The 25,907-nt window shown below is 36.9% G+C and carries 23 protein-coding genes; 14 read left to right on the forward strand and 9 right to left on the reverse strand.

What is annotated here, in order from left to right; all coding sequences use genetic code 11:
• Positions 1 to 2: 2 nt before the first annotated feature.
• Entirely contained in the window at positions 3 to 3,503 is a 3,501-nt protein-coding gene (locus I600_RS09855; RefSeq protein ID WP_058104375.1) for an efflux RND transporter permease subunit, read from the forward strand.
• A 73-nt stretch (positions 3,504 to 3,576) separates the two neighbouring features.
• Here I600_RS09855 and I600_RS09860 read toward each other — a convergent pair whose 3' ends face one another.
• Positions 3,577 to 3,924 (reverse strand): toxin-antitoxin system YwqK family antitoxin, encoded by a 348-nt coding sequence (locus I600_RS09860; RefSeq protein ID WP_058105101.1) that lies wholly within the window; start codon positions 3,922 to 3,924, stop codon positions 3,577 to 3,579.
• A 259-nt stretch (positions 3,925 to 4,183) separates the two neighbouring features.
• Between I600_RS09860 and aspS the strand changes: the two genes are divergently transcribed.
• The 6 genes from aspS to I600_RS09890 all read left to right on the forward strand — a co-directional run bounded on the left by aspS (position 4,184) and on the right by I600_RS09890 (position 9,820).
• Positions 4,184 to 5,938, forward strand: a complete 1,755-nt coding sequence (gene aspS, locus I600_RS09865; protein WP_058104376.1) for an aspartate--tRNA ligase — start codon at positions 4,184 to 4,186, stop codon at positions 5,936 to 5,938.
• 128 nt (positions 5,939 to 6,066) lie between these two features.
• Positions 6,067 to 6,612, forward strand: a complete 546-nt coding sequence (locus tag I600_RS09870; RefSeq protein WP_058104377.1) for a hypothetical protein — start codon at positions 6,067 to 6,069, stop codon at positions 6,610 to 6,612.
• Positions 6,584 to 7,438 (forward strand): tetratricopeptide repeat protein, encoded by an 855-nt coding sequence (locus tag I600_RS09875; RefSeq protein ID WP_058104378.1) that lies wholly within the window; start codon positions 6,584 to 6,586, stop codon positions 7,436 to 7,438. Before I600_RS09870 ends, I600_RS09875 begins: the two co-directional genes overlap by 29 nt.
• A gap of 35 nt (positions 7,439 to 7,473) precedes the next feature.
• Positions 7,474 to 9,258, forward strand: coding sequence for a chloride channel protein (locus I600_RS09880; RefSeq protein WP_058104379.1), 1,785 nt, complete (start codon positions 7,474 to 7,476; stop codon positions 9,256 to 9,258).
• A 33-nt stretch (positions 9,259 to 9,291) separates the two neighbouring features.
• Positions 9,292 to 9,558, forward strand: coding sequence for a hypothetical protein (locus I600_RS09885; RefSeq protein ID WP_058104380.1), 267 nt, complete (start codon positions 9,292 to 9,294; stop codon positions 9,556 to 9,558).
• A gap of 70 nt (positions 9,559 to 9,628) precedes the next feature.
• Positions 9,629 to 9,820: a cold-shock protein gene (locus I600_RS09890; RefSeq protein WP_058104381.1), complete on the forward strand. Its 192-nt coding sequence runs from the start codon at positions 9,629 to 9,631 to the stop codon at positions 9,818 to 9,820.
• Positions 9,821 to 9,890: 70 nt separating this feature from the next.
• Here I600_RS09890 and I600_RS09895 read toward each other — a convergent pair whose 3' ends face one another.
• Complete coding sequence (locus I600_RS09895) at positions 9,891 to 10,334, reverse strand: nucleoside deaminase (protein WP_058104382.1); 444 nt, start codon at positions 10,332 to 10,334, stop codon at positions 9,891 to 9,893.
• Between the two features lie 62 nt (positions 10,335 to 10,396).
• On the opposite strand from I600_RS09895, the gene I600_RS09900 reads away from it, so the two are divergent.
• Both I600_RS09900 and I600_RS09905 read left to right on the forward strand, forming a co-directional pair.
• A complete protein-coding gene (locus tag I600_RS09900) occupies positions 10,397 to 12,163 on the forward strand; it encodes a 1-deoxy-D-xylulose-5-phosphate synthase (protein WP_058104383.1) in 1,767 nt (588 codons plus the stop codon).
• Positions 12,160 to 13,287: a DUF3078 domain-containing protein gene (locus tag I600_RS09905; protein WP_058104384.1), complete on the forward strand. Its 1,128-nt coding sequence runs from the start codon at positions 12,160 to 12,162 to the stop codon at positions 13,285 to 13,287. Before I600_RS09900 ends, I600_RS09905 begins: the two co-directional genes overlap by 4 nt.
• Here I600_RS09905 and I600_RS09910 read toward each other — a convergent pair.
• Entirely contained in the window at positions 13,284 to 14,627 is a 1,344-nt protein-coding gene (locus I600_RS09910) for a deoxyguanosinetriphosphate triphosphohydrolase (RefSeq protein WP_058104385.1), read from the reverse strand. The two genes, I600_RS09905 and I600_RS09910, sit on opposite strands and share 4 nt — an antisense overlap.
• Positions 14,628 to 14,806: 179 nt before the next feature.
• On the opposite strand from I600_RS09910, the gene I600_RS09915 reads away from it, so the two are divergent.
• The 4 genes from I600_RS09915 to I600_RS09930 all read left to right on the forward strand — a co-directional run bounded on the left by I600_RS09915 (position 14,807) and on the right by I600_RS09930 (position 19,223).
• Positions 14,807 to 15,205 carry a carboxypeptidase-like regulatory domain-containing protein gene (locus I600_RS09915; RefSeq protein WP_058104386.1) on the forward strand — a complete coding sequence of 133 codons (399 nt, stop codon included), beginning with the start codon at positions 14,807 to 14,809 and terminating at the stop codon, positions 15,203 to 15,205.
• Positions 15,206 to 15,424: 219 nt separating this feature from the next.
• Positions 15,425 to 17,692, forward strand: a complete 2,268-nt coding sequence (locus I600_RS09920; RefSeq protein WP_058104387.1) for an inorganic phosphate transporter — start codon at positions 15,425 to 15,427, stop codon at positions 17,690 to 17,692.
• Positions 17,693 to 17,720: 28 nt separating this feature from the next.
• Positions 17,721 to 18,437, forward strand: a complete 717-nt coding sequence (locus I600_RS09925) for a DUF6503 family protein (RefSeq protein ID WP_058104388.1) — start codon at positions 17,721 to 17,723, stop codon at positions 18,435 to 18,437.
• Between the two features lie 66 nt (positions 18,438 to 18,503).
• Entirely contained in the window at positions 18,504 to 19,223 is a 720-nt protein-coding gene (locus I600_RS09930) for a Tim44 domain-containing protein (protein WP_058104389.1), read from the forward strand.
• A 20-nt stretch (positions 19,224 to 19,243) separates the two neighbouring features.
• Here the strand turns inward: I600_RS09930 and nadD are convergent, their stop codons facing one another.
• The 6 genes from nadD to I600_RS09960 all read right to left on the reverse strand — a co-directional run bounded on the left by nadD (position 19,244) and on the right by I600_RS09960 (position 24,045).
• Positions 19,244 to 19,828, reverse strand: coding sequence for a nicotinate (nicotinamide) nucleotide adenylyltransferase (gene nadD, locus I600_RS09935; protein WP_058104390.1), 585 nt, complete (start codon positions 19,826 to 19,828; stop codon positions 19,244 to 19,246).
• Between the two features lie 6 nt (positions 19,829 to 19,834).
• On the reverse strand, positions 19,835 to 20,416 hold the full coding sequence (gene gmk, locus I600_RS19185; RefSeq protein WP_058104391.1) for a guanylate kinase: 582 nt from the start codon (positions 20,414 to 20,416) through the stop codon (positions 19,835 to 19,837).
• Positions 20,417 to 21,274 (reverse strand): YicC/YloC family endoribonuclease, encoded by an 858-nt coding sequence (locus I600_RS19190; RefSeq protein ID WP_058104392.1) that lies wholly within the window; start codon positions 21,272 to 21,274, stop codon positions 20,417 to 20,419. It abuts the gene before it with no gap.
• A gap of 132 nt (positions 21,275 to 21,406) precedes the next feature.
• Positions 21,407 to 22,228: a 3-keto-disaccharide hydrolase gene (locus I600_RS09950; protein WP_058104393.1), complete on the reverse strand. Its 822-nt coding sequence runs from the start codon at positions 22,226 to 22,228 to the stop codon at positions 21,407 to 21,409.
• A gap of 12 nt (positions 22,229 to 22,240) precedes the next feature.
• Positions 22,241 to 22,981: a 3-keto-disaccharide hydrolase gene (locus tag I600_RS09955; protein WP_058104394.1), complete on the reverse strand. Its 741-nt coding sequence runs from the start codon at positions 22,979 to 22,981 to the stop codon at positions 22,241 to 22,243.
• 11 nt (positions 22,982 to 22,992) lie between these two features.
• Positions 22,993 to 24,045: a sugar phosphate isomerase/epimerase family protein gene (locus I600_RS09960; protein ID WP_058104395.1), complete on the reverse strand. Its 1,053-nt coding sequence runs from the start codon at positions 24,043 to 24,045 to the stop codon at positions 22,993 to 22,995.
• Positions 24,046 to 24,203: 158 nt separating this feature from the next.
• On the opposite strand from I600_RS09960, the gene I600_RS09965 reads away from it, so the two are divergent.
• Complete coding sequence (locus tag I600_RS09965; RefSeq protein WP_058104396.1) at positions 24,204 to 25,907, forward strand: GMC oxidoreductase; 1,704 nt, start codon at positions 24,204 to 24,206, stop codon at positions 25,905 to 25,907.

Below are 25,907 nucleotides of genomic sequence, written 5' to 3' on the forward strand. Positions count from 1 at the left end.
CGATGAGTAAAGTAAAAAAGAACGCCGATAAGGAATTCGGTCTTTCATCATGGTCCATAGATAACCCCTCGGTTATTTATGTCATGATCGCCATTTTTCTTTGGTTAGGTTTCAGTGCTTACATGGCTATGCCCAGAGAAGACTTTCCTGAAATCATAGAAACCAAAATTTATATTAGTACACCCTACCCTGGCAACACTGCCGAGGATATTGAAAAACTGATTACAGACCCTTTAGAAGATAGATTAAAGAACGTAAGTAATGTAGTAGAGATCACATCAACCTCTCAAGAAGATTACGCTATTTTAACCGTAGAATTCGATGAGGATATAACCGTAGAACAAGCCAAACAAAAGGTTAAGGACGAAGTTGATAGTGAAAAGGCTAGTGAAGACTGGCCAACGTTCAACGGAGCTAAGGTAGAACCAAATGTTTTCGATTTAAATTTCTCTGAAGAAGTTCCTATCATGAACATCAATTTTACGGGAGATTATCCTGTAGAAAAACTGAAGGAATTTGCAGAATACCTGCAAGATGAAGTTGAAGACCTACCAGAAATTAAACAGGCCGATATACGTGGTGCCCAAGATCTAGAAGTAGAAATTGGCGTGGACATATATAAGATGATGGCCGCTAAAATTAGTTTTCAAGATGTTATAAATGCCATTAGCAATGGTAATATGACAATGTCCGCTGGTAACCTGAAAACAGTTGGTCAAAGACGTACCATTCGTATTTTAGGCGAAGTAGAAGATCCAAAAGAATTGAACAATTTTGTGGTCAAGTCTGAGAATGGCGCCGTGTACCTTAAGGATATTGCATCCGTTAATTTTCATGCTAAGGATAAAACCACCTACGCCCGTGAGTTTGGCAAGAATGTAGTCATGCTCGATGTAAAGAAGAGAGCTGGTAGAAATGCGATATCTGCCGCAGACAAAATCAAAGAATTGGTCAAGAAGGAAGAAGCTGATTATTTTCCGCCAGATCTTAATATTTCTATTGCCAATGATTCTTCTACTAGAACTTTGAACCAGGTAGACGATTTAGTGAACAACATCATATTCGGGATCATTTTAGTTGTAACCGTTTTAATGTTTTTCTTAGGATTTAGAAATGCCCTATTCGTTGGTTTTGCCATACCTATGTCAATGTTCATGTCTTTCGTAATATTGTCATGGCTTGGTTATACGCTAAATACCATGATCTTATTTGGAATGATCATGGGGCTTGGCATGTTGGTAGATAACGGTATTGTAGTGGTAGAAAACGTTTACCGATTAATGGACGAAGGTCTTTCTAGAACCGAAGCTGCTAAAAAGGGTATTGGTGAAATAGCCTACCCCATTATCATTTCTACCGCAACAACAGTAGCGGCATTTGTACCGTTAGGATTATGGCCAGGTATTTTTGGGCAGTTTATGATTTATTTCCCTATCACACTTTCTGTTGTATTGGGATCCTCCTTGTTCGTTGCCATTTTCATGAACTCTATGTTGGTTTCTAAATTTATGAGTACCGATGAAAAAGAACTGACCCTAAAGCAGCTTATTCGTATGAGTATTATTTTGGGGGTATTGGGAGCTTTGATCTTAATATTTGGTGGTGCTATGAGAGGCTTAGGATCTGTATTGATCTTAACCGGTATCATGTTCTGGGTATACAAATATGTAATTAAAGGTGCTGCTATACAATTTCAGCGTAAAACCATGGTTCGTTTTGAAAATTGGTATGAAAAACGTCTAAAGCACGCCCTTAGAGGTAGTAATGTATACTGGTATTTTGGTATTACCTTTTTCATGTTGATCGGTGTATTTATGTTATTTGGCATGTCGGTTGGTAGTGGACGTACTAAAATTGAGTTTTTTCCGGACAACAAACCGAATGAAATCTATGTGTATGTAGAGTATCCTGAAGGAACCTCTATTGAAAAAACCAATGAAATCACCAAAGAGGTAGAAGATCAAGTATACGCCATAATGGATGACCCTAAGTACAAAAAGAACGGGGAAAACTTTATGATGGCCTCAGCGGTATCGGTCGTTGGTGAAGGTGCCGGTAACCCATTAACAGATGGTGGTTCTTCGGCAGAAATGCCACATAAGGGTAAAGTAACCGTAAACTTTAGTGAGTATAAATATAGGGAAGGTCTGAACACAGAAGACATCAGGGCTCGTGTACAAGCTGCATTACAAGGTATTTACCCTGGTGTTGCCATTTCCGTAGAAAAAGATGCCAATGGTCCGCCAGCTGGTTTCCCTATTAACATTGAGCTTGAGGGTAGCGATTATGATGAGCTCATTAATACTGCCGAAGACATTAAAAACTTCATCAACACCAAAAATATTGCAGGTATAGAGGAGTTAAAAATTGATGTGAACAAGGGCAAACCTGCCATGCAAGTAATAGTTGATCGTGAAAAAGCCGGTGAACTTGGTGTAGCCGTTGGTCAGGTAGGTAATCAATTAAGACGTTCCATTTTTGGTGAAAAAGCAGGCGTATATAAAGAAGATGGCGAAGATTATGACATCAACGTTAGATTCAACGAAGATCTTAGATATAATAAAAGTGCCTTATTCAATCAGAATATTATTTTTAGGGACCCATCTAACGGTCAAATCAAAGAAATACCAATTTCTGCCGTAGCCAAAGAGAAAAATACCTCGGGCTTTAGCGCCATTAAACATCGTGATGGTAAACGAGTAGTTACCATTTACTCCGGATTAAAACCTGGCTTTACAGATGCTGGTGCTATTGTAGCGGAAATACAAAGAGAAATGGAAAGTTTTGATGGTACTCCGTCAACCGTTAAAATAGATTACACCGGTCAACTGGAAGAACAAGCAAAACAACAAGCCTTCTTAGTAGGTGCCTTTTTCTCAGGATTAGGATTGATCATGCTTATTTTAATATTCCAATTTGGTGGCATTTCTAAACCATTGATCATTATGATCGCCATTTTCTTGAGTTTTATTGGTGTATTTGGAGGGTTAATGATCACCGGATGGTCTTTTGTTATTATGATGACCATGATGGGTATTATTTCGCTGGCAGGTATTGTTGTGAACAATGGAGTGGTACTCCTAGATTACACACAGATACTGATAGACCGTAAAAAGATTAGATTAGATATGGACGACAGCGACCTATTGACTATTGAAGATGCTACAGATTCTATGATCGTTGGTGGTAAGGCAAGATTAAGACCAGTAATTCTTACGGCAATTACAACAGTGCTTGGTCTGATCCCTTTGGCAATAGGACTAAATATAGATTTCTTTTCACTGTTCTCAGAATTTAACCCTAAGATCTATATGGGTGGAGACAACGTAATATTCTGGGGGCCATTAGCGTGGACGGTTATCTTTGGTTTATTAGTTGCCACTTTCTTAACCTTAATTATAGTACCGGTGTTATTCAATATTGTATACCGTATAAAAATAAAATTTAGAAACTGGGGAAGTAACAGTACAGATAACAATGAGCAATTGGAAAGTGCTGCTTAAGCATCTCTAAAAATTGATATAAAAAAAGCCCGTATTCAAATGAATACGGGCTTTTATATATGAATTAGTTGATTTACTTATTGCTTACAACAGGATCTTTTTTGCTTGCTTTAGAAACACTTGCAATTCTATTGTTGTCAAAATTAACTTCACTTCTTACATCACCTTCCCAAAACAACCACTTACCGGTTCTAACACCGCTATCATAGTTACCCATGGCTATCTTCTCTCCCTTTTCATTGAACATTTTCCATTGCCCATCTAGCTTTTCATTTACAAAATAACCTTCTTGGGATTTCTCTCCATTAGCATGAAAGTATGTAGCTTTTACTTTATCTCCTTCTTTTTCAAAAACTGGATCAATTTGAGCGTATGCTCCAAACGACAATGCCATTACGGCAATAATTAGTATCTTTTTCATAATTATATATTTTTTTTGATTACTGATTTCTTGTATGATAACGGTATAAAGATACAATTATTTTGCAATTAATCAATGTTTAGGTAACTTTTACATAACATTAAATTAACATTGATTATGTAATCATCTATTTGTCAGTATATTAACCTTGTCCAAAAAGGTTGTTTCGTAAAACCGGTCATCGAGTAAAACCTGCATTTAATATAGACCTACTATGAAATAGACTTCTTAAATTTGCCCTTTCATTAAAGCAAGTATTATGTATAGAAGCCATTCCTGCGGGGAATTAAGAGAATCACATATTGGTACCACAGTTACCCTTTCTGGGTGGGTTTCCAAAACAAGAGATAAAGGTTTTGTTGTTTGGGTAGATATTCGTGATCGCTATGGTATAACACAATTAGTGCTTGATGAAGATCGTACTTCTAAAGAATTATTGGAGCAAGCAAGAAACTTAGGTAGAGAGTTTGTTATTCAAATAAAAGGTGAGGTTATTGAAAGAGCATCAAAAAATGCAAACATTCCAACGGGGAATATAGAAGTTTTAGTTTCTGAATTAACCATTTTAAACGAATCTAAGACTCCGCCATTCACTATTGAGAACGAAACTGATGGTGGCGAAGACCTGCGAATGAAGTACAGGTATTTGGACATCCGTAGAAAACCGGTACAAAACAACCTTATTTTTAGAAGTAAGGTAACTATGGAAGTTCGAAAGTTTTTATCTGGCGAAGGCTTTATAGAAGTGGAAACTCCTTATTTAATAAAATCTACACCAGAAGGTGCAAGGGATTTCGTAGTACCTAGCCGTATGAACGAAGGGCAGTTCTATGCATTGCCACAATCGCCACAAACCTTTAAACAATTATTGATGGTTGGTGGTTTAGATAAATACTTTCAAATTGTAAAGTGTTTTAGGGATGAAGATTTACGTGCAGACAGGCAGCCAGAGTTTACACAGATAGATTGCGAAATGGCTTTTGTAGAGCAAGAAGATATTCTTAATGTATTTGAGAACTTAACCAAATACCTTTTAAAAGAAGTTAATGGTGTTGAAATAGACTCTTTCCCAAGAATGACCTATGATGAAGCCATGTCTAAATATGGGAACGACAAGCCAGATATTCGTTTTGGAATGGAGTTCGGGGAATTAAATGCTGTAGCACAACATAAAGAATTTGGTGTATTCAATTCCGCTGAATTGGTTGTGGGTATTGCGGTACCTGGTGCAGCATCTTACACTAGAAAAGAATTAGATGCCTTGGTAAATTGGGTAAAGCGCCCACAAGTTGGTGCTAATGGAATGGTGTACGTAAAATGTAATGAAGACGGAAGCTTTAAATCTACCGTAGATAAATTTTACGACCAAGACGATTTAGCAAAATGGGCAGAGGTAACTGGTGCTAAATCAGGAGACCTTATTTGCGTTCTTTCCGGCGACGCCAATAAAACAAGAACACAGTTAAGTGCGCTACGTATGGAAATGGCAACCAGATTAGGGTTGAGAAATCCAAACGAGTTTGCTCCATTATGGGTAGTTGATTTCCCATTATTGGAACTTGATGAAGAAACGGATCACTACCACGCCATGCACCACCCATTTACATCACCAAAACCAGGTCAATTAGAATTATTGGATACCGATCCAGGTGCTGTTCGCGCCAATGCTTATGATTTAGTATTGAATGGTAATGAAATAGGCGGTGGTTCTATTCGTATTCATGATAAAGAAACACAGGCAACCATGTTCAAGCACTTAGGTTTTACTCCCGAGGAGGCAAAAGCACAATTTGGATTCTTGATGGATGCCTTTCAGTACGGAGCACCACCACATGGCGGATTGGCATTTGGTTTAGATAGACTCGTAGCTATTTTAGGCGGACAGGAGACCATACGTGATTTCATTGCATTCCCTAAGAACAATAGTGGTAGAGATGTCATGATCGATGCGCCTGCAGCAATTGACGACGAACAATTAAAAGAATTGAACTTAAAGTTAGATATTCAAGAATAACAGTTCTTGATTTCCCTACATAATTAAAAATCCTGCCCAAGTGCAGGATTTTTTGTTTTCTACCAATTAATAAATGAACATCAACAAAGAGTCTAACCATGTAAGATAATTTTTGTTAAATTCACTTTATGAAAAAATGGCTCAAAATAGTATTGTATAGTTTATTGGGCATACTTCTAATTCTTTGTGGAATTATCGGGTACATTTATTATCAATATGAATGGAAGTATGATGTAAATTCTGAAAAACATCAATATGATGTTGGTTATTTATCATCAGAAAATCGTGATTTTGCCCCCAATTTCAAACGTTGTAACGATTACAGCCCAATAGGTTATTACTCTCATGTAAACTTCAATGTTTTTGATAAAAATAAAGCACAATTTAAACGCTTTATTCAATCTAACTTCAACAGTAATCTTTATACTGATAGTGGCATGCTCAACCTTCGTTTTATCATCAATTGTAATGGTGAAGTCGGTGACATGGAGGTAAACCAGTTAAATAAAGATTATCAATTAACAAAATTTAACAATAATTTGGTTGAAGAAATAATTCAATTAACAGTCGAAAAGGAGAATTGGGTTATTTCAGATAACAAATCGGATAACGACAAATATATGTACTTGATTTTTAGACTAGAAGATGGAAAAATTACTGAAATATTGCCTTAGTTTTTTACTATTGACATCATTAAGCTGTAAGAATAAAGATTTTGATGAAATTCCTTTTGAAGAGCGAAAATTAATGGCAAAGCAACTATGGGATAGCGAAAAGAGTAAACATGGTTTTGATCGTAGTTTTCAAGGAACACCTAAAGCGATGACTCTTTTAGATAACATTATAGCTTTAGATAGTACCCATGCAAAAGCATTAAGAGAGATTTCCGTTCCTTTTCTAAAAAGAGGAATTCCACACGAATGGAAACTAAGGTTTGACAAAGCGGTTGCACATGACCCAGCTACTTGGGTTCCAATGCGAGGTTACCTCTACCTATCGTTCTACCGAGATTATGAAAAAGCCATTGCAGATTTCAACGCATCAGATTCTTTAACCACATATTTAGATTACCCACAGGGGCATAGTGTAGATTATTGGCGTGGCATTGCATATTTAGGCGCAAAAGACTATGATAACTCTGTTGCTTATTGGGATAAACATATCACCAAAGAAACTGAAGATTCTGGTGAAGATTGGGTAGAATTAGAGGCGTTTCTTTATAGAGGTATAGCCTATTACGAATCGGATAACAAAGAAAAAGCAAATGAGAATTTTGACAAAGTAATTCAATATTTCACCAACTCTGCAGATGCTAAGTATTACAAGGCGAAGCTATTATGGAACGAAGGTGATAAAAAAACAGCTTTGAATATGATAAATGATGCCATTGTAGATTTCAACAATGGATACTTTAACAGCCATAATTATGTTGAGGTTTTAAAACAAATTTATCTCGAAGATTTAGAAGAACTTAAATCAAAAATCATTGCAAGTAATTAAATACCTTTGATGGCTACTAACGATATGGTTATACAATGCCCATACAAACAAACAATTTCTTAAGGCGTATTTATAAGTGGAGATATAAGAACATCTCACAAAAGACCTTTATTTACATTTTAAGTGTTGTTGTTGGCTTATTGGCCGGTTTAGCATCGGTAACACTTAAGAATATTACTTATTTTATTGAGGCATCCTTAGAGAAAGGAATTATTTTCTCTAGCAATCAATTATATTTCATTTTACCAATCGTAGGTTTAACCTTGGTGTTTCTCTACGTAAAATATGTCCACAAAGAGAAGTTGAAACATGCGGTTTCTTCCATTCTTTTCTCCTTATCAAAAAACAAAGGTCATATAGATGTTAAACAAGTATACACTCAATTGATCATTGCACCTTTAACCGTTGGTTTTGGTGGTTCGGTGGGGTTATTAGGTCCTGCAGTGGCAACCGGCGCTGCAATAAGTTCTAACCTTGGCCGATTGTTTCATATCAACTCTAAGACAAGGTCCTTACTAATTGCCTGTGCATCGGCCGGTGCAATATCATCTATTTTTCAATCGCCCATTGCGGCTATTATTTTTGCGGTAGAAGTATTTAGCCTAGATCTTACGATGATATCAATGTTACCATTATTACTGGCATCCATAAGTGGCGTACTTACCTCCTACTTCTTTATGGGCAATGAAGTATTGTTCAATTTCTCGATCAATGAACCGTTCCAAGTAAAAGACACCCTATTCTACATCGTTTTAGGCGTTGGTACCGCCATTGCATCGATCTATTTTACTAAAATGTATTTTGGCATTATCAACTTGTTTAAACCATTAAAGAGTCCAAAGTACAGACTTTTAGTAGGCGGTTTGGCTATTGGAATTATGCTTTATTTTATACCTCCGTTATATGGTGAAGGTTTTTCCTTTATAAACGACTTGCTAAAAGGAGACCATATTAATGCCTTGGGAAAAACCCCTTTTGACGCTTACATTGATAATATTTGGATCGTTATTGCATTACTGTTCGGTATCACCATTTTTAAAGCAGTAGCAATGACCACCACGTTAGCGGCAGGTGGGGCCGGTGGAATTTTCATTCCCACCATGGTCATGGGCAGCGCTTTAGGAAATGTAGTAGCTAAACTGATCAACAATTCAGGCTTGGGCTTTTCGGTATCGGAAAGTAATTTCACCTTAATAGGCATGGCAGGCTTAATTGCCGGTGTACAACATGCACCCTTAACGGCTATTTTCCTTATTGCAGAAATAACTGGTGGTTATGCCTTGTTTGTTCCGTTAATGATTACTGCATCAATCTCATACATTATTACAAAAAACACGGTAGATTACACTATTTACACCAGAGAGCTGGCAGAAAGTGGTGAACTATTGACCCATAACAAAGATCAAGCCGTACTTACCCTTATGGATCTAGACACCGTGATAGAGACCAATTTCAAAACGGTACATCCAGAAATGACATTGGGGGAAATGTTACATGATTCCGTTGCAAAATCTACCCGAAATATATTCCCCGTGGTTGATGCCCATCAAAAATTTTTAGGTATTATCCTATTGGACGATATTAGGGAGTTCATGTTCGATACTAAACTGTACAACACTACAAAAGTAGAAACCTTTACGCATAAAGCACCGGACCATATTTATTACGGCATTGATACCATGCAGATCGTAATGCAAAAATTTCAGGATAGTGGGGCGTGGAATTTACCCGTTGTAAAAAATGGAAAATACATGGGTTTTGTATCCAAATCTAAACTATTGACCGCCTACAGAAGAGAATTAATAAGATTTACCAAATAAAAAATAGCAGTCGCTCAAGATAAAAGTAATAAAATGAAATACCTTATTTCCCTTATAGTTGTAATCTCCTTTGGATTGATTATTTACGGATTCACCTTAGATAACGGTCAAGAAGCTTTATCCCATAAATATATAGGCTCAGGTACCTTAGGATTGTTTTTATTGGCAATGCCCCTCTTCTTAATCAAAGAGAGCAAAGGGAAAAAATTCAAAGATTATATGCTCACAGATGAAAATGTAAGAAAAATGCAAGGAAAAGAGCCTAGAAACACTGATAATCAAGACTCTCCAAAAAATTAATAGGGCAATTCGCTACCAATCAACGCAAAATTATATTAAATTAGAATCATAATATTAAAATTTCAATACAATGATTGGTACCGTCAAATTTTACAACGAATCTAAAGGTTATGGGTTTATAACCAATGAAGAAACTGGAAAAGATATTTTTGTTCATGCCACCGCATTACATGGCACTGAAATTAGAGAAGGTGATAGAGTGAGCTATGAAGAAGAAGAAGGAAGAAAAGGTACGGTTGCCGGACAAGTTCAGGTACTATAATTTATTTTCTTTTTTATCAAAACATCAATGAACCACGCTTTTGCGTGGTTTTTCAATTTGCACCTAGGTTTTACTTTCTCTTTTTAGCAAAGAACTCTTGCAACAAACTAGCCGACTCCACCTCTAAAATACCACCTATGATCTTGGTTTTGGGGTGTAAGGTAGTACCCATTGCACCACAACCACGCTCTATATCTTTAGCCCCATAAACTATTCTACCTATCTGGCTCCAATATAGGGCTCCTGCACACATTTGGCATGGCTCTAAGGTTACATATAAAGTACAATCTTTCAAGTATTTTCCCCCAAGAAAATTAGCGGCAGATGTTATTGCCTGCATTTCCGCATGTGCAGTAACATCGTTTAATTTTTCAGTGAGATTATGTGCTCTGGCAATAATTCTATCTTGCACCACAATTACAGCACCTACGGGCACTTCACCAGCTTCAAGAGCATATTCGGCCTCTTGAAGGGCTCTTTTCATAAAATAAGTATCATCGTAAGGTAAAACCATAAGGTCAAAAATACGATAGTTTCATTTTTAAAAAAGTATTTTTGTCCCATTATACCCACAGTTTGAAATCGATACTAGAACATATCAATTCACCGAAAGACCTAAAACCTTTAAATCAGGAAAATTTAAGGCAATTGGCTACTGAGCTACGTGAATTTATTATAGATATTGTTTCTGTAAAAGAAGGCCATTTAGGTGCCAGTTTAGGCGTTGTGGAATTGACCATTGCACTACACTATGTGTTCAACACCCCTATAGACAAGCTTATTTGGGATGTTGGCCACCAAGCATATGGACATAAAATACTGACCGGTAGAAAAGATATTTTTGACACCAACCGTCAATTTGGTGGTATTAGTGGATTTCCAAAAATGAAAGAAAGCGAGTTTGATGCTTTTGGTACAGGACACAGCTCAACTTCTATTTCTGCATTATTGGGAATGGCATTGGCGGCACAACTACAAGGAAAACCAGAAAGGCAACATATTGCAGTAATTGGCGATGCATCTATTGCAAGTGGCATGGCATTTGAGGGGTTAAACCATGCAGGAGAAACCAAAGCCAATATGTTGATTGTTTTAAATGATAATGCCATGGGGATCGATCCAAGCGTTGGTGCATTAAAGAAATACTTGACCAACGTAAAAACAGGATCTGCTAAAGAAGAGAACATTTTTGAATGCCTTAATTTCCATTATACCGGTCCGGTAGACGGTCATGATTTGCCATCCTTAATCAAAGAATTGGAAATTTTAAAGCATGTTGATGGTCCTAAACTTTTACATGTTATTACTACAAAGGGCAAAGGGCTGCAAAAAGCAGAGGAAAATCAAGTAACCTACCATGCACCCGGTAAGTTCAACAAGCAAACGGGAGAGTTAAAAAGGAAAAATGCCGCTCTTGAACCTCCAAAATTTCAAGATGTTTTTGGAAAGACCATAGTGGAACTGGCATTAAAAAATGAAAAAATTGTGGGTATTACGCCTGCCATGCCAACAGGTAGTTCTTTAAAATATATGATGGCCACAATTCCAGAAAGAGCCTACGACGTAGGTATAGCCGAACAGCATGCCGTTACCCTGGCTGCCGGTATGGCCACTGATGGCATGGTTGTTTTCTGCAATATCTATTCTACCTTTTTACAACGTGCATATGACCAGGTAATTCATGATGTGGCCTTGCAAAATTTACCTGTAATTTTCTGTTTGGATCGCGCAGGTTTAGTGGGCGAAGACGGACCAACACACCATGGTGTTTATGATATCTCTTATTTAAGATGCATACCTAACCTTGCTATTTTTTCCCCATTGAACGAAGAAGAGCTAAGAAATATAATGTATACCGCTCAGTTAGGGTTAGACCACCCAATTGCCATTAGATATCCACGAGGTAGGGGAAAAATGTTGAACTGGCAATTACCTATGAAAAAACTTCCCATAGGTAAAGCTGTAGCATTAAAGAAAGGACATAAAATTGCTATTCTAAGCACCGGACCTATAGGCAATATGATATCTGAAATGATAGAAGAATTGAACCAACCCGATGCTATAGCGCATTACAACTTTCCTTTTATAAAGCCTCTGGATAACAAGTTATTAAAAGAAATACTTATAAAATTTGAACATATCATCACCTTAGAGGACGGCGCGGCGATTGGCGGATTTGGCAGTGCAGTGTTAGAATTTGCAAATAATATTGGAATCCATAAAATAATTAAGATATTTGGAGTTCCTGATTTCTATATCACCCATGGAGCTACAGAAAAACTCTACAAGGAAGCAGGAATAGATAAGATGTCCGTAAAACAATATGTACAACAGTTTCTATGAAAAGAATAGCTTTTAAACCTTATTACCTTTTACTACCCGCATTTCTTTTGTTGATCCAAATTTCTCATGGTCAAGATACTATACCGGCACCTATTATTGTTGACAGTGTAACCATTGATAGTATTGCGGTAGACACCATTGTAATCAGAAGGACCGTAGATAAAATTTACTCTCCAAGAAAAGATGTAAACCTACAGATACCCAATATAGATTTTAAAAAAACCAAAACACTCCAAAAGGGATTTCAACGTTTTAGAGTACCTTCTTTTTGGGAAACTGAAAATAGTTTTGGTATCAATATCAGTGAAGTCGCCTTTGTGAATTGGAATGCCGGTGGTGATAATGCCATAAGTGGTCTAGGATTTCTGAAATTTGCCAGAAAATACAAGTTCAGTAACTTTCAATGGGAAAACAATTTAGAATTACGCTACGGTTTAAATGCACAAGAAGGGCAAAAACTAAGAAAAACCGAAGATGTCATAAGATTAACCTCTAATCTAGGTTTTAAAAAAGACAATACAAGCAGGTGGTTCTATTCGGTACAATTAAACTTTAATACCCAATTTTCCAACGGTTACAAGTACCCAGATAGAGATACGCCTATATCAAGATTTATGGCTCCGGGTTACTTACTATTTGGTGCGGGTACATCATATATTACCAAAGACGAAAAATTTAACCTATATCTATCTCCTTTAACCCAAAAATCAACTTTTGTTTTAGATCAAGACTTGGCAGATAATGGTGCCTTTGGTGTGGAAGAAGCAGAATTAGATGCTGATGGCAACGTTATTACTCCTGGGGAAAATCACTTATTGGAAATTGGTATTCTTATTACCAATAATTTCAATTATAATATTGCCGACAATATTGAATTGAAAAGTAGGCTGAACCTCTATACCGATTATATTAAGAGTTTTGGAAACGTTGATGTTGATTGGGAATTAACCCTGAACATGAAGGTGAACAAATTTATTAGTACAAGCTTAGGCACCCAAATGATCTATGATGACGATATTCTTTTTGACGTAGTCAAAAATGATAACGGAACCATTGTTGATCCTGGAACACCCAAAATACAGTTTAAGCAAGTATTGGGCGTAGGTTTACTATACGGCTTCTAAAGAGTCTTGCCTTTTATTTTATTATGCATATGCACTGCGGCACTATCAGAAAGACTAGCCACGTAGCAACAAGTGTTTAAAACAATTTGATATAATGATGCGTCTGTTTGCTGGTAAAAACCCGGTAAAGTCCTTAAAATGAGTTTGTGATAATTAGATGCCGTATTGTTCTTTTTACCGATAAGCGCATCAATATACACATCTAAAATATCTGAAATAATGGTATAGCCGGCAATCTCTTTTTCTACCACTTCTTGCGATTGATATATTTTTTGAACGCTTAAGCTAATGATATCTTCAATTTGGGCCTTAAATTTACTTTTGTCCAATAAGGACACTTCAAAGGTACCATTCAAAATACTATCTTCATGTTCTATGAATATGGAGACCGCATCTTGTATTAAGGTATTTATAGCCAAGGCCCGCAGATAACTAAGCCTATCTTCCATATACTCCAAGGAATTATACTTCTTGGTATTTATAGTATCCTTAACCAATTTTATCAGGTATTCCAAAGCATAATCTTCAGAAATCAAACCTAAATTAATACCGTCTTCAAAATCAATTATCGTGTAACAAATGTCATCTGCGGCTTCTACCAAAAAGGTTAAAGGATGCCTACCATAAGCAACGGAACCGTTTAGACTTCTGGCAGGTAAACCTAAATCTTTGGCAACTTCATCAAATATGTTTTTCTCACTTTGAAAAAATCCAAATTTCTTATCGCAAATGTGTTTGGAAGGTTTCTTGGGCAAAGATTCTTTAGGGTACTTCATAAATGCCCCTAAAGTGGCATAGCTTAAACGTAGCCCCCCGGACACTCCTGCTCTATCTTGGGTCACTAATCTAAATCCGTTTGCGTTACCTTCAAAGTCAATAATATCTTGGTATTCTACCGCCGTAAACTGTTCTTTAAATTTTAGTCCGTTTCCAGTTTTAAAATATTCTCCTATTGCTTTTTCCCCACTATGGCCAAAGGGAGGATTTCCAATATCATGTGCCAAGGCGGCCGCAGCGACTATAGCTCCAAAATCATTGAATTGGTAACCATGTACTTCTTTTAAATGCGGATGTTTCTCTATAATTTTTTTCCCCGCTAACCTACCTAAGCTTCTGCCAACAACAGATACTTCTAAACTATGGGTCAGTCTTGTATGAACGAAATCAGTTTTAGATAACGGAATAACTTGGGTCTTATCTTGAAGACTTCTAAAAGCGGATGAAAAGATGATACGATCATAATCAACATCGAACCCTAACCTAGTTTCATCTTGTTCATTTCTTAATCGTTTATTTTTATCGCCTTGTCTGCGTAAAGAAAGTAGTTGCTCCCAATTCATTTTAACCCATTATTTACAAGCCGCAAGATACGGCATTTACTACTTTTTAGCTTTTGAATTATGACACAACTAAGTCATTATATACTAGAATCTTAACCTTTAAAATACGTATTCATAATTCTTAGGTAACATTTTCTTAACCTTGAGTGCCTTTCTTTGCGCGAGAATCTAAATAACCGATGAAAAAAGTATTTGTTCTATTTGCCCTAGTGATAACTTCCTTGTCATTTGCACAAGAGACCAGCTCTATTAAAGGGAAAATTTTGGACGGTGAGTTCTATAACGAGCCTCTATTAATGGCCTCTGTTTCTTTGGACGATGCCACTTTTTCTACACAAACCAACTTTAGAGGTAACTTTGAATTCAATGATATTGCCCCTGGCAAGCACAATATTCTTGTTCAATTCATGGGATACGAACCTATGCGTCTAGAGGTTTTGGTAAAAGAAGGGGAACAGGCCACAATTTTAGAAACACTTTATGCCAAAAGTTTACCAATGCCTTCTTCTACTAAAGTAAGTTCCGCATCTGCCGAGACGGAAACCGCATTTGAGTTGGCCGTAAATAAGACCAAGTAATATTAGCACATTTTTTAGTCGATTTTTACTCTTTAAAAATTGACCAATACGTGCTTTTAAAAATCTATTTAAAAAGAAAAGTAGTATTTTCATCAACAAAACTTGGTTTCTTTGAAAGTATTAATCATCATTGCATGAAATACGATTTTAACTTCATAACCTTATGTTAACCTGAATGATAATTTATAGTATCATTTTTGTTCCTTATTTAATTTTTTGATGGGCGAGAACATATATTTATTCATGATTATTGCATTGGCCGTACTGGCCATAACCGATTTAATTGTAGGTGTTAGTAATGATGCCGTCAACTTTTTAAATTCAGCAATAGGTTCAAAAGCAATTTCCTTTAAAACTATAATGATTGTTGCCAGTGTTGGTATAGCCTTTGGCGCAATATCATCTAGTGGCATGATGGAAGTTGCCAGAAAAGGAATCTTTAATCCGTCAGAATTTGTATTTGCAGAAATCATGATCGTCTTTATGGCCGTTATGATTACGGATATTTTATTACTGGATTTTTTCAATACCCTTGGTATGCCCACATCAACAACAGTTTCCATTGTTTTTGAACTATTGGGTGCGGCCGTAGCAATATCGCTTGTTAAAATATATTCTGGCGATGGTAATATTACACATTTAACCGACTATATAAATACAGATAAGGCCACCGAGATTATCATTGGAATCTTATTATCGGTCGTCATTGCTTTTACCATTGGTGCCATTGTTCAATTTTTTACTAGGGTTTTAATATCCTTTAAATTCAACGAAAAGCCAAAGTGGGTAGGTGCAATCTTTGGTGGTATGGCCATCACTGCGATTATATATTTCATATTGATCAAAGGTCTTAAAGGCACTTCGATCATTAGTCCTGAGGCAGCTATGTTCATTGCCGAAAATCCAGAATTATTTCTTTTAGGAAATTTCGCTTTATGGTTTGTGCTGTCTTGGGCAGCAACCACTTTTTTGAAGTGGAATATTTATACCGTAATTATCATTTTAGGAACTTTTGCCCTGGCCATGGCGTTTGCAGGTAACGATTTGGTAAACTTTATTGGGGTTCCATTGGCTGCTTATGAATCTTTTTTAAGTTGGTCAGAATCTGGTCAATTAGCTTCAGAATACAATATGAAAGGACTTGCGGTCGCTGTACAGACACCAACGTATCTATTACTGGCATCTGGTATAATCATGGTGGTTACACTTTGGTTTTCATCTAAAGCAAAAAATGTTGTAAAGACTAGCGTGGATCTTTCTAGACAAGATGAAGGAGAAGAACGTTTTGAGCCCAATTACCTGTCTAGGCAAATTGTTAAATTCTCCATTAAAGCTTCAGAAAATTTAAACGGATTAATTCCCGTAGCAATTCAAAATAGAATCAACGAACAATTTATTAAGCCAACATCATATGCCCAAAAAGCAAAAGCTAAAGATCAGCCTGCTTTTGATCTAATTAGAGCTTCGGTAAACCTAATGGTTGCCAGTGTATTGATCTCTTTGGCTACATCGTTAAAACTACCATTATCTACAACCTACGTAACCTTTATGGTTGCTATGGGTACATCTTTGGCAGATAGGGCTTGGGGATCGGAAAGTGCGGTATATAGAGTTGCGGGTGTGCTTAATGTTATAGGCGGATGGTTCTTTACCGCCATTGTAGCTTTTGTTGCGGCAGCGATCATTGCTTATGTTATACATTTAGGAGGTATTTGGGCAATTGGAGCCTTATTGATTTTTGCCTTTATCCTAATTGGCAAGAACTACTTATCACACACTAAAAAATTAAAGGAAACCAAAGAAGAGGAAATCTTACAACGTGCTGAAAGCAGTTCTATTCAAGGGGTTATTGAGGAAAGTGCCAAGAATATTGCAAACGTTGTTAAAAGAGCCAACAAAATATACTCGAACTCCATTAACGGACTTGCAAAACAAGACTTAAGCTCTCTTCATAAAAACAAAAAGCAAGGCGCCAAATTGGCCAACGAAATTGAAGACCTAAGAAACCACACCTTCTATTTTATTAAAAATTTGGAAGAAGCACATATAGGTGCCAGTAATTTCTATATAAATGCCATGGGCCACTTGACAGATATTTCACAATCATTGGAATATATTGGCAAGGTAAGTCACAAGCACGTTAACAATAACCATAAAAAATTAAAGTATAACCAAATCAAGGAACTGAAGCAAATAGATATTAAACTTGCCGAAATTCTAGATAATACCTATCATGCTTTTGACGAAAGATCATTTGAGAAAATAGGTAACATTCTTAATAACAAACAAGAATTATATGATTTGGTATCCCAAAAAATAAGCCTTCAGGTTGAGCGCACCAGGTCAGAAGAATCCAGTCCTAAAAACACTACGTTATATTTTACTATCTTACTAGAGACTAAAGATTTGATGACGGCGACCATGAACCTTCTAGAGCTATATTACAAGGAACATGATGCCGATGTTAAACCGGCAACATTAGACTAAAGGAGATACACTTTAAACAACACGTTTTATGAAATATGTTTTGCTATCCGTTTTCTTGCTACACGGGGTATTAAATTATGCTCAAGAAATTACAGGAACTCAGTTATTAGAACGCGCCATTGCCTATCATGACCCAGAAAATAACTGGTCTAGTTTTAAAGGTAAAATGCTCATTGAAATGGAAAACCCTAAAAGCAGTCCACGTAGCACTGTGATTGAAATGAAGCTGCCTAACAACTATTTTAAATCTACAGTTAAAAAAGACAATTATACTATTGAATCTGAATTGGACAATGGTGAATGTACATTGAAATTGAACGGCAGTACTTCTATATTCCCAAAGATTAAGGATAGCTTGAATATTAGCTGTGATCGCGCTAAGATGATGAAAAACTATTATACCTACCTATATGGTCTTCCTATGAAATTGAAAGATCCGGGTACTATAATAGATAATAACGTAGTTAAGAAGACTTTTAAGGGAAAGGAGTATTTAGTATTAAAAGCCACGTATGAAAAAGAAGTAGGTAATGATACTTGGTATTTTTACTTTGACCCTAAAACCTACGCCATGGAGGTATATCAGTTCTTTCATGATGAAAGTAAAAATGATGGCGAGTACATTCTACTTTCAGAGATGATTACCGTAAACGGCATTAGAATTCCTAAAGTACGTGCATGGTATTATAATAAAGGTGATGTATACCTAGCTACCGATAACCTACGTAAAGCGAATTCACTATAATTAGATATTGATATACTAAATTCAGTATATTCTCAGTTATTAAATGAACCCTAATTCATTTTTAGCATGAGAAAAACTCATTATATACTACTGATACTGGTTATTACCCTAGTTCTTTTTGATATTGATCCTATGTATGCCGGACCTGGCGGAACTGTGGTGAAGGCAATTTTTAAGACCTGGTGGGGAAAAGTACTTTTAAGCATTATTGGAATTATATTTTTTCCTCTTACTATCTACGTTTATTTCAGGGAATATTTTGCCGTTAAAAACTGTAAAAAAGTATTATTGGAATTAGGCAAAAGAAATAAAGATTTCTCTTGGCTCAATTTAGATAAGAATGTACGTAATATATTCAACAGGGTCTATATCGCATGGAATAATCAAGACTTAAAAGAAGCCTCTAGCTACATTAGTCATTGGTACTGGCAAAATCAGCAATTGGTGCATTTGGACGAATGGAAAAAAGAAAACCTAAGGAATGTTTGTAAAGTAGATGGCATAAAATCAGTTAAACCATTATATCTTGAGATTTCAGAAGATGCAGGTTTAGAAGGTTCAAGAATTGCCTTTCTAATTACTGCCAACATTATGGATTATCTAAAAGATATTGACACCCATAAAATTGTTCAGGGAAGTAATAAATTTGATGAAGAAGAAAAAATTTGGGTAATGGAATATACTAATGGACAATGGGTACTAGACGATATTCAGGACGGGCAACTTTCCCTAGCATTCGCCAAAACTAAAAACATAATTCCAGCAAACATAGCGCCAGCGAGTTAATTATTGGGATTCTTGGGGTACTATCTATAAAAATTCATTTCATCCATATATTTCCAAACCTCTGGTGGTAATAATGGCTTAATGTTTTTACCGTTTTTATGTTCCTTTCGTATAAACGTGGAAGAGATTTCCATAATAGGAGCATTTACCCGATGTATCTTTTCATGGTCTTGAAATTGATGCTCTATAGCACCTTCTGAAATTCTAGGGTACACATAAATGTTATGCAGATCTAAAATAGCCTCATAATTCTTCCATTTATGCAGCCCTTTTAAATTATCCTCACCCATTATCAACGAAAATTCATATCCATTTGGATACTTTTCCCCCAAATGAACAAGTGTATTTATCGTGTAATTCGGTTGGGGTAAGTTAAATTCAATATTACTAGGTTTTAGCCTATCGTACTCTTTTGTGGCTTCATATACCATCTCGAATCTTTGATGGTTGTCTAAAAGCGTTTTCTTGGTCTTAAACGGACTTTGTGGGGTTACTACGAACCAAACCTCATCCAAATCAGAAAACTCTACCATATGGTTCGCAATGACTAAATGACCAATATGAATAGGGTTAAAGGTACCAAAGTATAATCCTACCTTCTTCATAACATACTAGTCTTTGTCTTCAGAAACAAAATCTGCTACTAGATTCACCGCTTCTTTTAGAGCCACATCAAGATCATAATTTTTAATAATCTTATCAAATTGAGGTGCCGTAGCCAATTCTACCGATGCCTTTGCAATACGCATGTTAATTTTGTCTTCACTCTCGGTACTGCGTTTCTTAAGTCTTATTTTAAGCTCATCAACACTAGGGGGTTTTACAAAAACCGCCAAGGTCTGTTCAGGAAATTTCTTTTTAATACGTAATCCGCCAACAACATCAATATCAAAAATAACGTTCTTGCCTTCTGCCCATAAACGTTCTACCTCACTTTTAAGCGTACCATAGAAATTATCCCTGTAAACTTCTTCCCACTCCAGAAAATCATCATTTTTAATATGATTCTTAAATTCTGAAACCGACATAAAATAATAATGCTCCTTATTTTTTTCTTTCCCCCTTCTTGGGCGTGACGTCGCAGAGACCGAAAAAGCCAAATTCAGCTCTGGTTGCGCCAATAAATGCCGAACAATGGTAGTTTTGCCACTACCCGATGGCGCAGAAAAAATGATTAGTTTACCGCCTTTCATCTATAATACGTTTAACATTTGTTCTTTGATTTTCTCTAGCTCATCTTTCATTTGCACCACAAGCTGTTGCATTGGGGCAAAGTTGGCCTTAGACCCAATAGTATTGATCTCACGACCTATTTCCTGAGAAATAAACCCTAATTTTTTACCATTACTATCATTTGAAAGTAATGTTTTACTAAAATAATCCAAGTGATTGGCCAGCCGAACTTTTTCTTCGGTAATGTCATATTTTTCTAAGTAATAAATAAGCTCTTGCTCAAACCTATTTGCATCAACATCAGCTTTTATATCTTGCACCGCCTTTTCTAATCGCTCACGTATTGTTGCCTGTCTATCTGGGTCAATTGCGATCACCTCTTCCAACAATTTTTCCAAAGAAGCTATTCTATCTAAAAAATCCTTTTCTAAAACACTGCCTTCTTCGGATCTAAATTCATTGATCTCTTTTAAAGCACCTATTAAAGCTTCCTTTATGGCTTTATACTCCTCTTCATCAATATCTTCCTTATCTGTCTTCATGGCATCGGGAAAACGCAATGCCATTTCCAATAATCTAAGATCATCACCAGAAGCTATATTCTTTAATTGATTCATGTATTGCTTAACCGCTATTTCATTTACCTGAGTAGAGGTTTCATTACCGGTAAGTTCCACGTACAAGTTAAAATCCACCTTTCCACGTAACAAAGAATTAGCTACCAACTTTCTAAGTTCTAACTCTTTTTCACGATAACTGGAGGGCATACGCGCATTTAAATCAATACTCTTACTGTTAAGTGATTTGATTTCAACGGTAATCTTTTTATTAGGTAACTGAACTACATGCTTACCGAAACCGGTCATGGATTGAATCATAAATTCATTTTAAGATTAAGACAAAGGTAAGGTAATTGAAAAATCTAATGTAAAACCTATTACCATACATATGTAAAGAAGGAGTAAACAAAACCGAACTCTTGTTTACTCCTCAATTATTAAATTATTTTTTTAAAGCTCCCTAACCCAAATATTACGGAAACTTACGCGACTATCGTCGCCATGATCTTGTAACATTAAAGGTCCCTTGCCATGTGGTGGGTTTTTTGGCCATCCAATATATGGCGTTGTACCTTTTAGTTCAACATGGTCTTGAACCAACACGCCATTATGGATTACCGTGATATCGCCAGATTTTATTTTACCGCCATCTTTGTTGAATACCGGTGCGTGATAAATAATATCATAAGTATTCCATTCCCCTGTTGGCACAGAAGCCATAGCCAACGGCACGTGTTGCTTGTATATAGAAGCTACTTGCCCATTTACATAGGTTGGGTTATCATTTTGATCCAATACCTGTACTTCATAAATACCATTTAAAAACACACCACTATTTGCTCTATTTTGCCCTTCTCTCTGCACCGGTAAAGGAGATTTCCATTCTATATGCAATTGTACATCTCCAAAATTTTGCTTGGTCTGTATGTTTCCGGTCTTATCATTTACCGTCATACTTCCATCTTTGTTCAAGTGCCATTTAGCAGCCGTACTATCATTTGTACTTATCCAATTATTTAAGTCAGTACCATTAAAAAGCACAATGGCATCACTTGGGGCAGACCCAACCCCGCCAGGTTTAACAACAGGCACTTTGGGTTCATAGAATTCAGTTTCTTCGGGTTTTGTAGGCTCCTCGCCCATATACTCTTCATAAACGATCACGCTATCTTTAGCCTGCATAGTTTCTACAACATCGGTAGATACTTTTTCTTGGCAAGACACCAAAACCAAAATAGCCCCCAACATCATTAAAGTGTTATTCTTTCTCATAACCTAATGCTATTAAAGTTGTTTAATTTTAATATTTCTAAAAGACACCACGTTGTGGTGGTCTTGCAAACCAATTTTACCAGTGGTATACTTTCCAAATCCGTCCCATCCGGCAAATTTAGACTTTGCAACCATAGCGTCCCATTCATCGTTAGCTACCGGAAAAGTTACCATTTCTTCACCGTTCAAAGTAACACTACCCTTATGCACTTTATGGTTCACCGTAATGACCATCGTATTCCATTCACCTACTGGTTTGGTTGCATCTTTGGCAGGGGCTACCATATCATACAAAGCCGATGCTTGGTGCGTTGTACCCGCTTTGGCATCTGGATGCTTATCGTTATCTAAAATTTGAATTTCGGGACCGGTTTGATAACCCGTACCAAATTTCTCATCTTCGCTTACTCCCCAAAATACACCACTATTACCTGCTTCCGATATTTTCCAATCAAGTGTCAAAACAAAATCGGTATACTCTTTTCTGGTAACCAAATCATGGTTTTGTTGTTCTTCACCTTCCGCTGGTGGCGTATATACCAAGGCATCACCTTCAATTTTCCATGCATCACTTACGCCGTCAGTCTTAAACTCTTTCCACTGATCTAGCGAAGTACCGTCGAACAGTACTTCCCATTCATTTTCAACGACTTCAACTTCTTCTACTACTGTAGCGTTTACCGTTTCTTTCTTTTCTTGCTTACACGACATCATTGCCAATAAACAAGTGGCACTTACCAATAACTTCTTCATTTATCCTCTTTTTAAAGTCCTAACATTTTCTTCAACATTTCCTTATCTATTTCCGCACCGGCAAAATCATCAAAGGTCTTCTCAGTGGCCTCAATAATATGGTCCGAAATAAATTTAGCCCCTTCACGAGCACCTTGCTCCGGACTTTTAATACAGCATTCCCATTCCATTACTGCCCATACATCACATCCGTATTGCGTTAATTTAGAAAAGATGGTCTTGAAATCTATCTGTCCATCACCCAAAGAGCGATATCTACCAGCTCTATCTCCCCAATCATTAAACCCACCAAACGCACCTTTCTTACCTGTTGGGTTAAATTCTGAATCCTTTACATGAAAAGATTTTATAAATTCATGGTAATGATCTATATACGTGATGTAATCTAACTGCTGTAATACAAAATGGCTTGGATCATAAAGAATATTAACCCTTTTATGATTTCCCGTAGCCTCTAAAAAACGCTCAAAAGTATCGCCATCATGTAAATCTTCTCCCGGGTGAATTTCATAACATACATCTACACCTTCTTTATCAAAATGATTTAAGATCGGCAACCATCTATTTGCCAATTCTTCAAAACCCATTTCCACTAAACCGGCTGGTCTTTGTGGCCATGGGTGCATAGTATGCCATAGTAACGACCCAGAAAAAGTTGCGTGTGCGTTCAACCCTAATCTTCTACTGGCCGTAGCGGCTTTTTTAACCGTTTCTACTGCCCACTCTGTTCTTGCCTTTGCATTGCCACGTACATTATCGGGCGCAAAAGAATCGAACATAAGGTCATACGCAGGGTGTACCGCTACCAATTGACCTTGAAGGTGTGTTGAAAGTTCTGTGATTTCTAAGCCATATGAGTTTACTTTTCCCTTTAGCTCATCGCAATAGGTCTGACTTTCGGCCGCCTTGTCCAAATCGATTAGGAAACTTTCCCATGTAGGAATCTGAATTCCTTTGTAACCAAGGTCAGATGCCCATTTACACATTCCGTCAAGGGTGTTGAAAGGAGCTTTACTGTCTACAAACTGTGCCAAAAATACGGCTGGTCCTTTGATTGTTTTCATAAAAATTTACTGTCTGTTGTTTGATTTAGTTGTTGAAAAAGACACATTAAATGCATCAATTTATCTTATATTTAAGAATTGAATAGTGTTCTTCTCAATACTTTAAAGATTTGCTATAAATATAGGGAATACCATCAGAAAAAGATAAAAATTGAAGCATGAATCAAGATGAAATATTCGACGCAATCGTGGTCGGCACAGGAATAAGTGGTGGCTGGGCCGCTAAGGAATTAACAGAGAAGGGCTTAAAAACACTTGTCTTGGAACGTGGCCCTATGGTGAAGCATATTGAAGACTATCCTACCATGCACGATGACCCTTGGGATTACCCGTTAAAAGGTCAACTTTCTAAAGAAGATAAAGAAAAATACCATATTCAAAAACGGGTAAATTGGGCACCTACAGAAGATTCTAAACATTTTTTTGTCAATGACTTGGAACACCCTTATGTAGAGACCAAACGCTTTGATTGGATTCGTGGATATCAAGTAGGCGGTAGATCACTTACTTGGGGTCGACAAAGTTACCGTTGGAGCGATATTGATTTTGAAGCCAACAAAAAAGAAGGTATTGGCGTAGATTGGCCCGTAAGATATAAGGATATTGCGCCTTGGTATGATAAAGTTGAAGAATATATAGGTGTAAGCGGTGAGGCCTTAGGGTTAGATGTGTTACCTGACGGAATTTTTCAACCTGCCATGAAATTAAATTGTGTAGAAGAGGATTTTAAAAACAACGTTGCAGAAAAATTCGAAGACGGAAGATTGATTACCATAGGTAGGGCCGCACACATTACCGATCCCAATGCCACTTTTGAAGGTCGTGGTACTTGCCAAAACAGAGATCGTTGTTGGCGCGGCTGCCCATTTGGCGGTTATTTCAGTAGTAACTCATCAACATTACCGGCAGCGGAACGAACCGGAAACATGACCCTTAGACCAAACTCTATAGTGTATGAGGTTATCTATGATGATAATACCAAAAAAGCAACAGGCGTAAAAATAATAGATGCAGAAACAAATGAGAAAATTGAATTTAAGGCAAAGGTGATTTTTCTTTGCGCATCTGCAATGGCATCGGTCGGTATTCTATTACAATCCAAATCCAAACGCTTCCCGAACGGATTAGGAAACGATTCTGATGCTTTGGGAAGAGGAATCATGGACCACCATTATAAATTAGGTGCTACGGCAAAAGTTGATGGCTACCTAGACAAATACTATAAAGGAAGGCGAGCCAACGGGTTTTACATACCACGTTTTGTAAACTTGAACGAAAAAACAAAACGGAATGGATATTTACGAGGTTTTGGCTACCAAGGCACGGCCAGCAGGGGAGATTGGTCAAAAGAAATTGGAGAACTTTCATATGGTAAAGACTTAAAGGAGTCTGTATTGAAACCAGGTCGCTGGACCATTGGCGTAACGGGATTTGGTGAGTTTTTACCCTATGATGATAATAGAGTAACCCTAAGCCCTACCGAAAAGGACAAATGGGGTTTACCTCAACTAGCTTTTGATGTAGAGTTTAAAGAGAACGAGTATAATATGCGTGAAGACATTAAAAAAGAGATTGTTACCATGTTCAAAGCTGCAGGCTTTAAAGATGTAGCTTCTTATGAAGAGTCTAGCGGACCAGGTTTGGGCATTCACGAAATGGGTGGCGCCAGAATGGGGTACAGCGCAAAGACCTCAATAATCAACAAGAACAACCAAGTACATTTAGTACCCAATGTGTATGTAACGGATGGCGCTTTTATGTCTTCGTCTAGTTGTGTAAACCCATCTTTGACCTATATGGCATTTACTGCCAGAGCTGCAAACCATGCAGCCGAACAGTTAAAAGAAGGTAAATTTTCTTGA

The sequence above is a fragment of the Maribacter dokdonensis DSW-8 genome, from assembly GCF_001447995.1.
In the GTDB taxonomy this organism is placed as follows: domain Bacteria; phylum Bacteroidota; class Bacteroidia; order Flavobacteriales; family Flavobacteriaceae; genus Maribacter; species Maribacter dokdonensis.

Excerpts from the sequence above, each read along its gene's own strand:
- I600_RS09855 (WP_058104375.1), top strand. The coding sequence starts at position 3 with ATGAGTAAAGTAAAAAAGAACGCCGATAAGGAATTCGGTCTTTCATCA.
- I600_RS09860 (WP_058105101.1), bottom strand. The coding sequence starts at position 3,924 with ATGAAAAAGATACTAATTATTGCCGTAATGGCATTGTCGTTTGGAGCA.
- aspS (WP_058104376.1), top strand. The coding sequence starts at position 4,184 with ATGTATAGAAGCCATTCCTGCGGGGAATTAAGAGAATCACATATTGGT.
- I600_RS09870 (WP_058104377.1), top strand. The coding sequence starts at position 6,067 with ATGAAAAAATGGCTCAAAATAGTATTGTATAGTTTATTGGGCATACTT.
- I600_RS09875 (WP_058104378.1), top strand. The coding sequence starts at position 6,584 with ATGGAAAAATTACTGAAATATTGCCTTAGTTTTTTACTATTGACATCA.
- I600_RS09880 (WP_058104379.1), top strand. The coding sequence starts at position 7,474 with ATGCCCATACAAACAAACAATTTCTTAAGGCGTATTTATAAGTGGAGA.
- I600_RS09885 (WP_058104380.1), top strand. The coding sequence starts at position 9,292 with ATGAAATACCTTATTTCCCTTATAGTTGTAATCTCCTTTGGATTGATT.
- I600_RS09890 (WP_058104381.1), top strand. The coding sequence starts at position 9,629 with ATGATTGGTACCGTCAAATTTTACAACGAATCTAAAGGTTATGGGTTT.
- I600_RS09895 (WP_058104382.1), bottom strand. The coding sequence starts at position 10,334 with ATGGTTTTACCTTACGATGATACTTATTTTATGAAAAGAGCCCTTCAA.
- I600_RS09905 (WP_058104384.1), top strand. The coding sequence starts at position 12,160 with ATGAAAAGAATAGCTTTTAAACCTTATTACCTTTTACTACCCGCATTT.
- I600_RS09910 (WP_058104385.1), bottom strand. The coding sequence starts at position 14,627 with ATGAATTGGGAGCAACTACTTTCTTTACGCAGACAAGGCGATAAAAAT.
- I600_RS09915 (WP_058104386.1), top strand. The coding sequence starts at position 14,807 with ATGAAAAAAGTATTTGTTCTATTTGCCCTAGTGATAACTTCCTTGTCA.
- I600_RS09920 (WP_058104387.1), top strand. The coding sequence starts at position 15,425 with ATGGGCGAGAACATATATTTATTCATGATTATTGCATTGGCCGTACTG.
- I600_RS09925 (WP_058104388.1), top strand. The coding sequence starts at position 17,721 with ATGAAATATGTTTTGCTATCCGTTTTCTTGCTACACGGGGTATTAAAT.
- I600_RS09930 (WP_058104389.1), top strand. The coding sequence starts at position 18,504 with ATGAGAAAAACTCATTATATACTACTGATACTGGTTATTACCCTAGTT.
- nadD (WP_058104390.1), bottom strand. The coding sequence starts at position 19,828 with ATGAAGAAGGTAGGATTATACTTTGGTACCTTTAACCCTATTCATATT.
- gmk (WP_058104391.1), bottom strand. The coding sequence starts at position 20,416 with ATGAAAGGCGGTAAACTAATCATTTTTTCTGCGCCATCGGGTAGTGGC.
- I600_RS19190 (WP_058104392.1), bottom strand. The coding sequence starts at position 21,274 with ATGATTCAATCCATGACCGGTTTCGGTAAGCATGTAGTTCAGTTACCT.
- I600_RS09950 (WP_058104393.1), bottom strand. The coding sequence starts at position 22,228 with ATGAGAAAGAATAACACTTTAATGATGTTGGGGGCTATTTTGGTTTTG.
- I600_RS09955 (WP_058104394.1), bottom strand. The coding sequence starts at position 22,981 with ATGAAGAAGTTATTGGTAAGTGCCACTTGTTTATTGGCAATGATGTCG.
- I600_RS09960 (WP_058104395.1), bottom strand. The coding sequence starts at position 24,045 with ATGAAAACAATCAAAGGACCAGCCGTATTTTTGGCACAGTTTGTAGAC.
- I600_RS09965 (WP_058104396.1), top strand. The coding sequence starts at position 24,204 with ATGAATCAAGATGAAATATTCGACGCAATCGTGGTCGGCACAGGAATA.